The sequence below is a fragment of the Gorillibacterium timonense genome, from assembly GCF_001457415.1.
GTDB lineage: Bacteria > Bacillota > Bacilli > Paenibacillales > NBRC-103111 > Gorillibacterium > Gorillibacterium timonense.
On sequence record NZ_LN881724.1, the window covers coordinates 1,261,050 to 1,276,566 of the forward strand.

Here is a 15,517-nt window from a genome sequence, read left to right on the forward strand (position 1 = left end):
AGCCTTGATTTGACGATGAATCCCCTTTTATCCGTAGAGATGCAAAGAGAACAGATTCTTCATGCATTTAACCGGGAGGGCATTCCCTTTGAAAGCATCGCCCTGAACGAAGGGCTTGAAAGAAGCGCCGAGCGATTCCCGCATAGAAGGGCCATTACTCACCGGGAGCAGATCTTAACTTATGAGGATTTGAATCGGAAGGCCAACCGATTAGCCCGTTTCTTAGCGAATCAGGGAATCGTCAAGGGGGATCGAGTGGGCATGCTCACCGAACGATCCGAGGTCACACTTGTGATGATCATGGCCGTGCTCAAAGCCGGAGCGGCTTATATCCCTATTGACCCGGACTATCCGGCGGAACGCATCGCCCATATGGTTTCGGACAGTCAGCCTCGCAAGCTTTTGATCCATTTGCCTACAAAGCCTTCTCTGCGCGAGAAGCTTCAAACAAGTCTGGCTCCTATTCTCTTGGAATATTCGGAGAAGGATTACTTTCATCTGGATGCTTCCAATCTCGCCAAGAATACCACGATCGATTCCGAAGCTTATGTCATTTACACATCCGGAACAACAGGGATGCCGAAAGGGATCCGGGTCACGCATCGAAACGTATTGGCTTATATCCAGGCGTTTTCGCATGAATTCGCAATTGGGGAAAAGGATGTCGTTTTGCAGCAAGCAGCTATTTCCTTTGATATTTTTGTAGAGGAAGTGTTTCCGGCTCTCTTTCACGGAAGCAGCCTCGTCATAGCCGATAAAGAAGATATTTTGGATGGGGAGAACCTTGTCCGCTTGATGACCACTCATGGGGTCACGCTTGTGAGCTGCACCCCTCAACTGCTTCGGGAATTGAACCGCTTGCCTCTCGTTCCCAGTGTCCATACCTATATCAGCGGAGGAGATGTTCTCAAGAGAGAGCATTTCACCCATCTGCTTCACCAAGCAAGGGTGTATAACACCTATGGCCCCTCCGAGACGACGGTTTGCGCGACTTACCATCGCTGCCAAGCGGATGAGGACGGGATTGTCCCTATCGGGCGACCCATCCTCAATTCTTTCGTTTACATCTTGGATCATTCGATGGAATTGGCAAGCATAGGCGAAGTCGGAGAAATTTGCATTTCGGGAGAAGGAGTAAGCCTAGGCTATTTGAACCGGCCGGAATCGAGCGAAGCCTGCTTTATTCCGGATCCCTTTCGGCCTCAGCACCGGATGTACAGGACAGGGGATCTTGGGAAATGGCTCCCTGACGGCAGCATCGTTTTTATCGGGCGGGCCGACCGCCAAGTGAAAATAAGAGGGCATCGTATCGAGCTAAGCGAAATCGAGAATGGCTTGCTGAAGCATCCCGATGTGACAGAAGCGGTGGTGATCGACCGGGTAGACCTAGCAGGAGATCCTTATCTATGTGCGTACTTTGAGAGTGAACGCGCTGTCGATTCCGCAGCCCTTCATGACTTTTCGTCGAAAGTTCTGCCGGCTTATATGGTTCCCTCCTTCTTTATTCCGTTGGAAAAAATTCCGGTCACCGTCCATGGCAAACTCGATCGAAGCGCCTTACCTGAGCCTAATCAGGTTCATATCTCATACGAGGACGAAGCGATGCCGCAAAATTCGCTGGAACAAGGCTTGTGGGAGACGTGGGCGGAGCTATTGGGGCATCGTCGCTTTGGGATCGATCACAGCTTCTTTCATGTCGGCGGCCATTCCTTAAGATGCGCCGCATTGGCGTCGGCGATCCGACTGAAGTTCCAGGTTGATATTCGAATCCGCCAAGTATTTGAGAGGCCGACCATTCTATTGCAAGCGGAGTTTATCCGGGCAGCAGTGAAGTCCGTGGAAGAGAGGATCGCCCCCGCGGTAGAAGCGGAGGACTACATTGCATCGCCGGTGCAGAGGCGGTTGTACGCCTTATGTCAAATGGAAGAGGCAGATGCAAGCTATCACATTCCGTCTGCGTTCGTGATCGAGGGGAACCTGGATATTTCGAGAATGGAGAAAGCGTTCCGCCAAGTGGTGGAACGCCATGAGATTCTGCGAACCTCGTATCTTGTCATCGACGGGGGGGTGAGGCAGAAGGTCCATCGAGAGGTTTCCTTCGAGCTGGAGAGGCTGGAAGGAGAGGATTCGCCGGAAGATACCGTCGTCGCTTTCATCCGACCCTTCGATTGGGAGAAGCCGCCTTTCCTGCGAGCAGGCGTGAAGCGCCTGGGAGCGGATCGGCATCTGCTTGTGACGGATCTCCATCATATCGCGGTGGATGGCATTGCCTGCTCCATCGTGATGAAGGAAGTGGCGGCGATCTACCGGACGGCAGAAGCTTTACCACCTCCGCGTCTCCAGTACAAGGACTACTGCGTCTGGCGAGAAAAGCGAGTCGGCTCGGCCGAGCATGCGAAGCAGGAAGCTCACTGGCTCGAGGTCTTCTCCGCAGAGCGGGGAGAGCTTCCTGTCCTGCACCTTGCCGGGGATTTCCCGAGACCGGCGCTGCAAGGCTTCGAGGGGGAAACCATCCGAGCGCGGATAGACGGGGATCTGGCAAGGTCGCTTGGCACCTTGGCGGCAGAGCGGCAAGCGACCCTGTACATGGTGCTGTTAGCGGCCTTCCATGTGCTGCTGCACAAATATACGGGACAGAGCGACATCGTCATTGGCTCGCCGGCAGCGGCAAGAGGACGGGAGGATCTGAACGCGGTCGTGGGCATGTTTGCCAATACGCTGGCGATGAGGAACCGCTGTGAAACCGGCGAAAGCTTCGAGGCGTTTCTGGCGAAGGTTCGGGCGGATGCATTGAAGGCCTATGAGAACGAAGAGTACGAGCTGGAAGAGCTGATCAAGAAGCTGGGCCTAAAGAAGGATCCGAGCCGCAACCCGTTGTTTGATGTGATGCTCGTCCTGCAGAACAAGGAAGACGAAGAGCTGGAGCTTGAGGGGCTGCGGGTTACGCCCCAGCCCTACAGCTCGAAGACGTCCAAGTTCGACCTAACGCTGGAGGTACGGGAGACGGAGGACGGACTGGAGCTGGGCTGGGAGTATGGGACACGGCTGTTCCGCCGGGAGACGATCGAGCGAATGGCGCGGCACTTCGTCCACATCCTGAGGCAGACGGTGCACAATCCGGGCATCCATCTGTCGGAGATCGAGCTGGCGGAGGAAGCGGAGAAGCGGCAGCTGCTCGAAGCGTTCAACCGGACGGCGACTGCGTATCCGAAGGAGGTGTCGCTCGTTCGCCTGTTCGAAGAACAGGTGCTCCGTACGCCGGAAGCGATCGCTTTGGTGCGTGAGGAGCGGGTACTCCGCACGTCAGATGGGACCGCTCAGGCGGGTGAGGAGCGGATACTCCACGCATCGGATAGGACCGCTCAGGCGAGCGTTGAAAAGACGCTGACCTACCGGGAGCTGAACGAGCGGAGCAACCGGCTGGCGTGGTATCTCCGGGAGCGGGGGATCGGGGCGAACCTCGTCGTAGGCGTCATGGTGGAACGGTCGTTTGAGCTGCTGATCAGCCTGTTGGGGATTCTGAAGGCAGGCGGAGCCTATGTCAGCATCGATCCGGAGTATCCGGCGGAGCGGATCCGCTATATTGCCGAGAACTCGCGGGCGGCCCTGGTGCTCAGCCAGCGGAAATTCGCAGGCTCATGCGGGGAGCTGTCCGGAGAGACGGTCTATTGCGAAGACGTTCTCGCCGCAGACGGCTATTCAACCGAGAATCCGGATGTGCCCTACGATCCGGAGCGCTTAATGTACCTGCTGTACACCTCGGGCTCGACGGGCCAGCCGAAGGGGGCGATGATCGCGTGTCACGCGTTCGTGAACCTGCTGAGCTGGTATACGCGGGAATTCGCGATCGGAGCGGACGACCGGACGCTGCTGATCGCACCGGCAAGCTTTGACCTGGCCCAGAAGAATCTGTACAGTCCGCTCATTACAGGAGGGCGGCTGGTGCTGTTCCGTCCGGGGCTGTACGACTACGAGGAGATGGCGGAGGTAATTCGCCGGGAAGGGATCACGCTGTTGAACGCGACGCCGAGCGCGGTGTATCCGCTGGTGGAAGTCAACCGGGAGAGCGGATACCGCCGACTGGAGAGCCTGCGCTGCGTCTTCCTGGGAGGCGAGCCGATCAACCTGAAGAAGCTGAGACCATGGACGGCATCGGAAGCGTGGCGTGGCGAAATCGTCAATACCTACGGACCGACGGAATGCACGGATATCGCCACCTTCTGCCGGGTGGGGAAGCAGGAGCTGGCCGATCTAGAGAGCGTGCCCATCGGCAGGCCGGTGGACAATGTCCGGGTGTATATCCTGGACGCGAACCGGCAGGTGACGCCCGTAGGGGTGCCGGGGGAGATCTGGATCGGTGGAGCGGGCGTAGGGCTCGGCTATTACGAGCGGGAGGAACTGACACAGGAGAAATTCGTCCATGTGGAAGGCCTGCCGGAGGCGCGAGTGTACCGGACGGGAGACCTGGGAAGATGGCAAGCGGACGGGAATGTGGAGTACCTGGGCCGAGCGGACAGCCAGGTGAAGATTCGAGGCTATCGGATCGAGCTGGGAGAGATCGAAGCGCGGCTGAACCGGCTGGCCTTCATCCGGGAAGCGGTTGTCACGGTGGAGCGAGATTACAGGGACAACGTGGGCAACCGGAACAACGGAGACAACGTGGATAATGAGGACAACGAGGATGACGGAGGCAACGAGGGTACCGAGAACAACAGAGGCGACGCTTACTTGTGCGCCTATATCGAATGCGAAGGAGAGGGCGGAGCCAAGCGGGCGAGAAGCGAGCTGGCGCGGGAGCTGCCAGGATACATGCTACCGCAGTGCATCATGGAGATGGACAAGCTGCCGCTCACACCAAACGGGAAGATCGACCGGAAGGCGCTGCCGAAGCCGGAGTTTGCGACGGGAAGGGAGACGGCATTCGAGGGTCCGCGCAATGAGAGGGAAGCGAAGCTGGTTCGGATCTGGGAAGAGGTGCTGGGCGTGTCTCCGATCGGCATCCATAATAGCTTCTTCGACCTCGGCGGCAACTCCTTGAAGGCGGTCACCCTTCAGGACCGGATCAAGCGAACATTTGCTGTCCGACTCCCGATGGCAGCGGTTTTTCTGGCTTCGGTTTTGGAGCAAGCTGAGCACATCGGGGAAGCAACGAAAACCGCGACGGAAACCGTGGAAGAGAGGATCGCCCCCGCGGAAGAAGCGGAGGACTATGCTCCATCGCCGGTGCAGAGGCGGTTGTACGCCTTATGTCAAATGGAAGAGGCAGATGCAAGCTATCACATTCCGTCTGCGTTCGTGATCGAGGGGAACCTGGATATTTCGAGAATGGAGAAAGCGTTTCGCCAAGTGGTGGAACGCCATGAGATTCTGCGAACCTCGTATCTTGTCATCGACGGGGGGGTGAGGCAGAAGATCCATCGAGAGGTTTCCTTCGAGCTGGAGAGGCTGGAAGGAGAGGATTCGCCGGAAGATACCGTCGTCGCCTTCATCCGTCCCTTCGATTGGGAGAAGCCGCCTTTCCTGCGAGCAGGCGTGAAGCGCCTGGGAGCGGATCGGCATCTGCTTGTGACGGATCTCCATCATATCGCGGCAGATGGCATTGCCTGCTCCATCGTGATGAAGGAAGTGGCGGCGATCTACCGGACGGCAGAAGCCTTGCCGCCTCCGCGTCTCCAGTACAAGGACTACTGCGTCTGGCGAGAAAAGCGAGTCGGCTCGGCCGAGCATGCGAAGCAGGAAGCTCACTGGCTCGAGGTCTTCTCCGCAGAGCGGGGAGAGCTTCCCGTCCTGCACCTAGCCGGGGATTTCCCGAGACCGGCGCTGCAAGGCTTCGAGGGGGAAACCATCCGAGCGCGGATAGACGGGGATCTGGCAAGGTCGCTTGGCACCTTGGCGGCGGATCGGCAAGCGACCCTGTACATGATGCTGTTAGCGGCCTTCCATGTGCTGCTGCACAAATATACGGGACAGAGCGACATCGTCATTGGCTCGCCGGCAGCAGCAAGAGGACGGGAGGATCTGAACGCGGTCGTGGGCATGTTTGCCAATACGCTGGCGATGAGGAACCGCTGTGAAACCGGCGAAAGCTTCGAGGCGTTTCTGGCGAAGGTTCGGGCGGATGCATTGAAGGCCTATGAGAACGAAGAGTACGAGCTGGAAGAGCTGATCAAGAAGCTGGGCCTAAAGAAGGATCCGAGCCGCAACCCGTTGTTTGATGTGATGCTCGTCCTGCAGAACAAGGAAGACGAAGAGCTGGAGCTTGAGGGGCTGCGGGTTACGCCCCGGCTCTACAATTCGAAGACGTCTAAGTTCGATCTGACGCTGGAGGTACGGGAGACGGAGGACGGACTGGAGCTGGGCTGGGAGTATGGGACACGGCTGTTCCGCCAGGAGACGATCGAGCGAATGGCGCGGCACTACGTCCACATTCTGAGGCAGACGGTGCACAATCCGGGCATCCGTCTGTCGGAGATCGAGCTGGCGGAGGAAGCGGAAAAGCGGCAGCTGCTCGAAGCGTTCAACCAGACGGCGACTGCGTATCCGAAGGAGGTGTCGCTCATTCGCCTATTCGAAGAACAGGTGCGCCGTACGCCGGAAGCGATCGCCCTGGTGCGTGAGGAGCGGATACTCCGCACGTCAGATGGGATCGCCCAGGCGGGTGAGGAGCGGATACTCCACGCATCGGAAGGGACCGCTCAGGCGAGCGTTGAAAAGACGCTGACCTACCGGGAGCTGAACGAACGGAGCAACCGGCTGGCGTGGTATCTCCGGGAGCGGGGGATCGGGGCGAACCTCGTCGTAGGCGTCATGGTGGAACGGTCGTTTGAGCTGCTGATCAGCCTGTTGGGGATTCTGAAGGCAGGCGGAGCCTATGTCAGCATCGATCCGGAGTATCCGGCGGAGCGGATCCGCTATATTGCCGAGAACTCGCGGGCGGCCCTGGTGCTCAGCCAGCGGAAATTCGCAGGCTCAAGCGGGGAGCTGTCCGCAGAGACGGTCTATTGCGAGGACGTACTGGCGGCAGACGGCTATTCGACCGAGAACCCGGATGTGCCCTACGATCCGGAGCGCCTGATGTACCTGCTGTACACCTCGGGGTCGACGGGCCAGCCGAAGGGGGCGATGATCGCGTGTCACGCGTTCGTGAACCTGCTGAGCTGGTATACGCGGGAGTTCGCGATCGGAGTGGACGACCGGACGCTGCTGATCGCACCGGCGAGCTTCGACCTGGCTCAGAAGAATCTGTACAGCCCACTCATTACGGGAGGGCGGCTCGTGTTGTTCCGTCCGGGGTTGTACGACTACGAGGAGATGGCGGAGGTGATCCGCCGGGAAGGGATCACGCTGTTGAACGCGACGCCGAGCGCGGTGTATCCGCTGGTGGAAGTCAACCGAGAGAGCGGGTACCGCCGACTGGAGAGCCTGCGCTGCGTTTTCCTAGGAGGCGAGCCGATCAACCTGAAGAAGCTGAGGCCGTGGACGGCGTCGGAAGCGTGGCGGGGCGAAATCGTCAATACCTACGGACCGACGGAATGCACGGATATCGCCACCTTCTGCCGGGTGGGGAAGCAGGAGCTGATCGATCTAGAGAGCGTGCCCATCGGCAGGCCGGTGGACAATGTCCGGGTGTATATCCTGGACGCGAACCGGCAGGTGACGCCCGTAGGGGTGCCGGGGGAGATCTGGATCGGCGGAGCGGGCGTAGGGCTCGGCTATTACGAGCGGGAGGAACTGACAAGGGAGAAATTCGTCCATGTGGAAGGTCTGCCGGAGGCGCGGGTGTACCGGACGGGGGACCTGGGAAGATGGCAAGCGGACGGGAATGTGGAGTACCTGGGTCGAGCGGACAGCCAGGTGAAGATTCGGGGTTACCGGATCGAGCTGGGAGAGATCGAAGCGCGGCTGAACCGGCTGGCCTTCATCAGGGAAGCGGTTGTCACGGTAGAGCGAGATTATGGGCATCACATCGACAACGTTGGCAACGGGAACAACGGAGATAACGAGGACAACGAGGATAACGGAGGCAATGGGGGGGACGAGGGCAACGGGAACAACGGGAACAACGAGAACAACGGGAACAACGGGAACAACGGAGGCGACACCTACCTGTGCGCCTATATCGAATGCGAAGGAGAGGGCGGAGCCAAGCGGGCGAGAAGCGAGCTGGCGCGGGAGCTGCCAGGATACATGCTGCCGCAGTGCATCATGGAGCTGGACAAGCTGCCGCTCACACCAAACGGGAAGATCGACCGGAAGGCGTTGCCGAAGCCGGAGTTTGCGACGGGAAGGGAGACGGCATTCGAGGGGCCGAGCAATGAGAGGGAAGCGAAGCTGGTTCGGATCTGGGAAGAGGTGCTGGGCGTGTCTCCGATCGGCATCCATGACAGCTTCTTCGACCTCGGCGGCAACTCCTTGAAGGCGGTAAGACTCCAGCATTTGATCCAACAAGGATTTCAGGTTCGCCTCCCCGTCAAGGAAATCTTTCGCTCAGCAACGGTTTCCGATCAGGCTCACTCCATTTTTCTGCATCGTTGCTCTTATTTGCCGAGCCCTCCCGCTCCTTATACAGAATGCTATTATGATGAGGCTCCTGACTGTTACCCGGTCTCATCGGCCCAGCTTCGAATGTATATTCTTGAACAGTTTTCGGAGGGAGCCGCGAATTACAACGTCCCTGAGGTTCGAAGAATTCGCGGTCCTCTGGACAGAACCAAATTCGAACAAGCATGGACCCGATTGATCCACAGGCATGAAGCGCTGCGAACATCATTTGATCTTTTTGGAGATGAGGTCGTTCAAAGAGTTCATCCCCCGATGCTGTTTTCTGTAGAGTACAGAGACCTGTCCCATATGCCGCTATCCGAGAAAGAGCTGACTGCGCTCATGAGCGGATTCGTACAGACGTTTGATCTCTCCGAGGTCCCGTTGCTGCGAGGATTCTTGATAAAACTAAACCAGGATGAGCATTTGATTCTACTCGACATGCATCATATCGTTACGGATCATATCTCCAACACCGTTTTATTCCGGGAATGGAAGGAGCTCTATCATGGGCAAGAACTCCCGGCCCCTCATTTTCAATACAAGGATTATGCCATCTGGGAGAAGCGGCAGGAACAATCCCCATGGATGGAGAGGCAAAAGGAATATTGGCTCAAAGCCTTAGAAGCTCCTTTGCCGGAGATGGACTTCCCTGTTGAAGCAACGAGAACCGAAATCGATCCGGCTTCCAGTATCGGGAGAAAGCTTCCTCTAAGCCTCGAACTCTCTCAGCGTCTGATCGACTATTCCCGGGACATGAAGACGACTTTGTTTGTCATCCTAACCGCGGCTGCGAATCTGCTCCTTGTCAAGATCTTGAAGCAGGATGACATTATCGTCGGAATTCCGGTCACCGGGAGAAATCAGCCGGAGTTCGAGGACGTTGTCGGAGTCTTTATCAATACGATAGCTCTGCGGAATCGTCCATCTTCGGAGAAAACCGTAACCCAATTCGTGGATGAAGTGAAGGAGAGCGTCTATCACGCGCTTGAAAATCAAAGCTATCCCTTTGATCAGCTTGTCGAACGGCTTGGGGTTTCCAGAACCTTCGGGGAAAATCCCTTGTTCCATGCTATGGTCGATTTCCACGAAGAGGAGGATGCGAACGAAAACGGCCTCGTGATCGAGAACAACGAGTTTGATCCGCCCCATGCTTCTAAGGTGGACCTTCTCATTGAAGGCGAACGGAAGGGAAATCAAATCACCTTATTTGCGGATTGCAAAGCCATGCGATTCAATGCTTTTGAGGCGGAGCGGATCCTAGTTGAACTGACGGCTATTTGTGAACGAATTGTTGGCACAGACGATACACAAACGATAGCCCAAATGCTCTCCAAGCTGTGAGGGGTCCCGTTCGGATCATCAATTCGCGAATAAGAAGGATCGTTCTAGAGAGCAAGACAGGATAACGAAGGGGAGAGCAAACCGGATGATGAGAAAAAGCTGGAATTTCACCCTTGTTTTCTTCAAAATGATGCTGCATGAGAAACTGCCGTATCTATGGACGTTGTTGGCTCCTGTACTCTTTTTCATTTACAATAAATGGGAGTGGAAAGAGCAGCCTCCCGGCGATGCAGATGTACTGAGGCAAATGGGCTTCTATTGGAGCTATATCATCATCACGGTACTCGTTAACGGGTTGAGTATTTCGCTTGTGTATCAAAAAGATTCCGGCTTTCTAAAAACCTATCAATTCCTTGCCGGATCCAAACTGCCCATAGTGCTGGGTCTTGCTATGACCTATACACTGCAGGCTTGGTTTTGTCTGATCGTATTCACGACTGCAAGCAGCGTTGTCTTCGGATTGGCATGGCCACAGCTCATCCTATTGGCCTCCCTTACTCTTCTGGCCGTCGTAATCCCCATCGGCTTTCTGGTTATCACCATTCCGGTTTTGGTTAAAAAATCGGCATCCGCTGCCGTGTTGATGAACATCGTCATCATTGCTCTGATCTATATATCCGGAGAGCGTGGAAGCGAACTTGGGTTTTGGGCGGTGTTGTTGCGAGATCTCAATCCGTTTGCGTTCACTGCGGGCTGGTCTTCCTTGTTATCCCAATGGGTGGGGTATGACACAGGTGCGTCTGCCGCTCGCCTCCTTCCGTTATTGATCGTTTTTGTTGTCTATCTTGTGATCGGAAGGGGCTTCTGGAGAAGATTCCGGTCACTTTCCACCACTACCCGAACTTAAGGAATGCGGAGGCGTTGGCTATGCTCACCCTTGAAAACTTGATTTTCCGATACCCTAAAGCAACGGCCAATACACTCGATCATGTAACGCTGCCTCTCTGTGAGAAGAAAGTCAATGTGCTGCTCGGAATGAATGGAGCAGGGAAAACCACTTTGTTCGATTTGATTACGGGCGTCCTTCCGTCGAAAAGGACGTATCTAAATGTCACCACCGAGCAAATCGTGTACCAGACCCAAGGGACATATATCTCTCCTGTGATCCGAGCAAGCGATTTTGTTCGACTGATCTGCGGAATCGGGGGCTTGACGATTGCCAAGCAGCCGGAAGGGTTGGACCATTACTCCGCGCTCGAGCCGGTGGAACAGAAGCTGATCAGCAAGATTTGGAAAATGAAGCTAGGGGCGCTTTCGGTAGGGGAGCGAAGATGGTTATTTGTTACAGCGGTAGGGTGGCTGGACCGCGAGATGTATATCTTTGACGAGCCAACGACTGCGGTCGATCCTTCCTCCCGCATCAAAATCATGCGAAGGATGGACAGTCTGGTCAAGCAATCGAAGCTGGTGTTGATCTCCACTCATCAGCTTCATGAGCTTCAAGATATTGATTGCTTGATCTCTCTTCTGCACGAAGGCAAGATCATTTTCCACGGCTCCTACGATCAATTTCTTAACCAGGGTGGGTCAGATTCCCCCGACCGGGCTTTTGAAGCTTTTATTACATGTTGAAGGATTGGAAAGGGGAGTGAGGAATCATGCCTTCTCTTCACATAAGCGGCTTACGAATCCCCCCGCATGTGGAACCCACTCTATTCGCACAGTTAAGTATCCTCATTTCGGAGGAAAGAAGGAATCGGCTGAATCAATTCCGTTTCGCCGCAGATGCCTATCGCTCCCTTTTTGCCGAGCTGCTGCTTCTCATCACCTTTCGCGACATAACAGGACGGACTCCGACGATGCTTCGGTTCGGCAAAAACGAGTATGGGAAGCCGTTTTTTGAGAATGAACGCTCCATTCACTTTAACTTGTCCCATTCAGGGGATTGGGTGGTGGCCGTGATGGGCAGCCAGCCGGTTGGGATCGACGTGGAGCAAATGAAGGAAATGGATTACCATTCGATAGCGCGCAGTTTCTTTGCCATCGATGAGTACAACGATCTTTTAGAGCAACCTGCCAACAAGCAATTGGACTATTTTTATTCGCTGTGGACTCGGAAGGAGAGTTACATTAAGCAACGCGGGTTAGGGTTGTCGATCCCTCTGGATTCTTTCGCGATGAGTAGGATCGAGAAGGCAGAAGATGCTTTTATTCCAGCCGAAAACCTGGAGGGACATGTTTGCTTTCTATCGAGGACGCTCGACGAACAACACCGTATGGCTGTTTGCATCCCTGAAGAGCTGCTTAAGGAACCCGTTCTCGATAAACTTATGACAATGGATACCTTAATCGCAGAATGCAACGATCTCCTTCAACAGGACGATCAATAGAATCGTGACCTTCCATCCCAAACAGCAAAAAGGTTCCGCCGATAGGCGAAACCTTTTTGTTGTTTGGCGTTTACGGCTCAGGGCTATCCTCAACCTGCAACGATCCTCGTAATTGCGTGCATCGCATCCTTATTCGTGGATCTTAGCTTGGCTGGCTACCTCATGTGACTTCGCTGCTACCTGCTCGGGGTCGCCGAGATAGAAGCGGCGGATCGGCTTCATTTCATCGTCCAACTCATACACGAGCGGAATGCCTGTCGGAATGTTGAGGCCGAGAAGCTCTTTCTCCTCTGTGTCCTCCATGTATTTGATAAGCGCTCGCAAGGTGTTGCCATGCGCGGATATCAGCACCCGTTCCTTCTTGATGACGAGGGGGACAATTCGTTCCCTCCAGAAGCTCCCGACCCGGCGAACGGTGTCCTCCAGACTCTCTCCGCGAGGTAGATCTTCCTTGGCGATTTCGTGATATCGTCTATCGTTCAAGGCATATCGCGGATCGTCTGGCGTGAGCAGCGGAGGCCGAACGGACAAGCTGCGTCGCCAGAGGAGCAATTGCTCCTCGCCGTATTTCTCCGCCGTCTCCGACTTGCTGAGTCCTTGCAGCGCCCCATAGTGACGCTCGTTCAGCTTCCACGATTTCTCCACGGGAATCCACAGCAGATCCAGCTCTTCCAGCACCAGCTGAAGCGTTTTGATGGAGCGCTTCAAAACCGATGCGAAGGCCAGATCGAACGTATAACCGGCTTCCTTTAACAGCTTGCCCGCACTTTGGGCCTCGTGAAATCCTTTCTCCGTCAGATCGGGATCGCTCCAGCCGGTAAACAAATTTTGCCGGTTGTACTCGCTTTCTCCATGCCGGATTAACACGATTTGATACATACGCGGCTCTCCTTTCCGAATCCGTTTGTAACGGGACACCTCTATTTTGATCTTTTTCAAGAGCGAGGGCAAGTCGTGCAGATGAAGGGTGCGGAGTCGAAGAGGAGACGCTCAAGATAGAACCTTTGCATAGCTATGAGAACCTTATTTTATCAGGCAGTTGAAGGATAAGGCGCTTTTGATTCATCCCGCAGCGGATAGGAAACAAGCATCCGAAATGCTATGAAAATGGTTATGAAAAGTCGTTGACAGAATCCGATGGGAACACTATACTTTACTACATTAATCCGACGTAAAAGGTGTGAATAAATCGGCGTTCCGAAGGAGAAGAAGCTATGCCGCAACTAAGCAATCGACTGGATGGATTTACCGAATCGATTATTCGCAAGATGACCCGCGTAGCCAATCAGTTCGGCGCTATTAATTTGTCTCAAGGCTATCCCGATTTCGACCCTCCCCATGAATTGACGGACGAGCTCCGCAAAGTGGCTGAGGAAGGTCCTCATCAATACGAGATCACGTGGGGGTCCGAGCTTTTTCGTGAAAAGCTTGCGATAAAACAAAGCAAATGGATGGGGATTCCGATTGATCCGGCTTCGAATATCGTGGTCACCTGCGGGAGCACCGAAGCGATGATGGCCGCGATGATGACGGTATGCAACCCGGGTGACAAGGTGATCGTGTTCTCACCCTTTTATGAGAACTATACGGCGGATGCGATCTTAACGGGGGTTACCCCGATCTACGTGCCGCTCGTTCCACCGGAATTTCAATTTGACCTCGCGGAATTGCGTCGAGCTTTCGAACAGGGAGTCAAAGCGATCGTGCTCTGCAATCCCTCGAACCCGACCGGCAAGGTGTTCACTCGAACCGAGCTCGAAGAGATCGCAAGTCTTGCCGTAGAGTTCGACACCTTCGTGATCACAGATGAAGTGTACGAGCATATCGTCTTTGCGCCCCATGAGCATACCTACATGGCGTCCCTGCCCGGGATGTTCGAGCGGACGCTCTCCTGCAGCTCGCTGTCGAAGACCTATTCGATCACAGGATGGAGACTGGGCTATATCATCGGACCGGCGGAGGTTATCGAGGTCTGTCGCAAGGTGCATGATTTCCTCACTGTCGGAGCAGCGGCTCCGCTTCAGAAGGCGGCTCTAAAAGGGCTCGAGATGGAGGAATCTTATTACCGAGAGCTCACTGATTTGTACGAGCGGAAGCGCACGCTGTTCCTGGATGGGCTGGACCGACTCGGCCTCAAGTATTACAAGCCCCAAGGCGCTTATTACGTGCTGGTGGATATCAGCGAATTCGGCGAACCGGACGATTATCGGTTCTGCGAATGGCTGGCTGAGGAGATCGGGGTTGCCGCAGTTCCGGGGTCCAGCTTTTTCCGGGAGGATGTGCGCCAGTACATCCGGTTCCATTTTGCCAAGAAAGAAGAAACGCTGCTCGAGGCGCTAAAACGGCTGGAGAAGCTTGTTCCTTATCGCAAGACCGGTCTTCCTACTCATGTAAATCGAAGGGGTGTCTAACGTGAAAGTAATGAAAAGATGGCTCGTTCTAACTCTGGTTATCGCTCTTGTGGGGCTGCTGGCCGCATGCGGCAGTAAAAGCGAGAGCGGCGCTTCTGCGAACACCAACAAAAACATCAAGATCGGGATATCGCCAGGTCCTTACGGCGACATGATCAAGCAAGCGATCGCCCCTTACATGGAAAAGCAGGGGTATACCATCGAGGTCGTGCAGTTCTCCGATTATGTGCAGCCTGACAAGGCGCTCGCAAGCGGAGATATCGATGCCAATCTGATGCAGCATACCGTCTATCTGGAGAAATTCGCTAAAGACAACAAGCTGGACATCGGCAAGATCATATCCGTACCGACAGCAGGAATGGGCGTCTATTCCAACAAGCTTAAAGACTTGAAGGAGCTGCCGGACGGCGCACAGGTCGCAATCGCTGCGGATGCCTCCAACCTGGCCCGCTCGCTGCGCTTCTTGAAGGCGCTCGGGCTGATTGATCTGAAGGCAGATATCGACGCCACCAAGGCGACTGTGCACGATGTATCCGACAATCCGCACAACCTGAAATTCCAGACTCTTGATGCCGCTCAGATCTCCCGCAGCTTGGACAGCATAGAGATCGGGCTCATTCCCGGTAACTTCGCCATTGCGGCCAAACTGAACCTGGCGGATGCGCTTGGCATTGAGAAGCTGTCCGAGGATTACAAGAATGTCGTTGCCGTGCGCACGGCCGATATCGACGGGAAGTTGGGCAAGGATTTGAAGGCGGCGGTGGAATCCGATGAATTCCATCAGGCGATCGAAGACGAGAACGGGATATTCAAAGCTTTCGACAAGCCGGAATGGTACACAACGAAATACGCCAAGTAATCGGCGATATCGTTACGATATACGGCTGAACC

At 55.2% G+C, this 15,517-nt stretch carries 7 protein-coding genes; 6 read left to right on the plus strand and 1 reads right to left on the minus strand.

Annotation, left to right across the window (positions count from 1 at the left end; translation table 11 throughout):
* Positions 1 to 15: 15 nt before the first annotated feature.
* From BN2684_RS18300 to BN2684_RS18315, 4 genes are all read left to right on the plus strand, one after another.
* Positions 16 to 9,885 (plus strand): non-ribosomal peptide synthetase, encoded by a 9,870-nt coding sequence (locus BN2684_RS18300; protein WP_058303562.1) that lies wholly within the window; start codon positions 16 to 18, stop codon positions 9,883 to 9,885.
* Between the two features lie 85 nt (positions 9,886 to 9,970).
* Entirely contained in the window at positions 9,971 to 10,732 is a 762-nt protein-coding gene (locus tag BN2684_RS18305; RefSeq protein ID WP_058303563.1) for a hypothetical protein, read from the plus strand.
* A 20-nt stretch (positions 10,733 to 10,752) separates the two neighbouring features.
* Positions 10,753 to 11,457, plus strand: a complete 705-nt coding sequence (locus BN2684_RS18310) for an ATP-binding cassette domain-containing protein (protein WP_058303564.1) — start codon at positions 10,753 to 10,755, stop codon at positions 11,455 to 11,457.
* Positions 11,458 to 11,483: 26 nt separating this feature from the next.
* The gene (locus BN2684_RS18315; protein WP_058303565.1) at positions 11,484 to 12,215 is read left to right on the plus strand and encodes a 4'-phosphopantetheinyl transferase family protein; all 732 of its coding nucleotides are present in this window, start codon (positions 11,484 to 11,486) and stop codon (positions 12,213 to 12,215) included.
* A 129-nt stretch (positions 12,216 to 12,344) separates the two neighbouring features.
* Here the strand turns inward: BN2684_RS18315 and gpmA are convergent, their stop codons facing one another.
* Complete coding sequence (gpmA, locus tag BN2684_RS18320; protein ID WP_058303566.1) at positions 12,345 to 13,094, minus strand: 2,3-diphosphoglycerate-dependent phosphoglycerate mutase; 750 nt, start codon at positions 13,092 to 13,094, stop codon at positions 12,345 to 12,347.
* A 335-nt stretch (positions 13,095 to 13,429) separates the two neighbouring features.
* Between gpmA and BN2684_RS18325 the strand changes: the two genes are divergently transcribed.
* Both BN2684_RS18325 and BN2684_RS18330 read left to right on the plus strand, forming a co-directional pair.
* A complete protein-coding gene (locus BN2684_RS18325) occupies positions 13,430 to 14,626 on the plus strand; it encodes a pyridoxal phosphate-dependent aminotransferase (protein WP_058303567.1) in 1,197 nt (398 codons plus the stop codon).
* 10 nt (positions 14,627 to 14,636) lie between these two features.
* Positions 14,637 to 15,485, plus strand: a complete 849-nt coding sequence (locus tag BN2684_RS18330) for a MetQ/NlpA family ABC transporter substrate-binding protein (protein ID WP_108722259.1) — start codon at positions 14,637 to 14,639, stop codon at positions 15,483 to 15,485.
* Positions 15,486 to 15,517 lie beyond the last annotated feature (32 nt).

Coding starts and splice junctions, on each gene's coding strand:
- BN2684_RS18300 (WP_058303562.1), top strand. CDS start 16: ATGAATCCCCTTTTATCCGTAGAGATGCAAAGAGAACAGATTCTTCAT.
- BN2684_RS18305 (WP_058303563.1), top strand. CDS start 9,971: ATGATGAGAAAAAGCTGGAATTTCACCCTTGTTTTCTTCAAAATGATG.
- BN2684_RS18310 (WP_058303564.1), top strand. CDS start 10,753: ATGCTCACCCTTGAAAACTTGATTTTCCGATACCCTAAAGCAACGGCC.
- BN2684_RS18315 (WP_058303565.1), top strand. CDS start 11,484: ATGCCTTCTCTTCACATAAGCGGCTTACGAATCCCCCCGCATGTGGAA.
- gpmA (WP_058303566.1), bottom strand. CDS start 13,094: ATGTATCAAATCGTGTTAATCCGGCATGGAGAAAGCGAGTACAACCGG.
- BN2684_RS18325 (WP_058303567.1), top strand. CDS start 13,430: ATGCCGCAACTAAGCAATCGACTGGATGGATTTACCGAATCGATTATT.
- BN2684_RS18330 (WP_108722259.1), top strand. CDS start 14,637: ATGAAAAGATGGCTCGTTCTAACTCTGGTTATCGCTCTTGTGGGGCTG.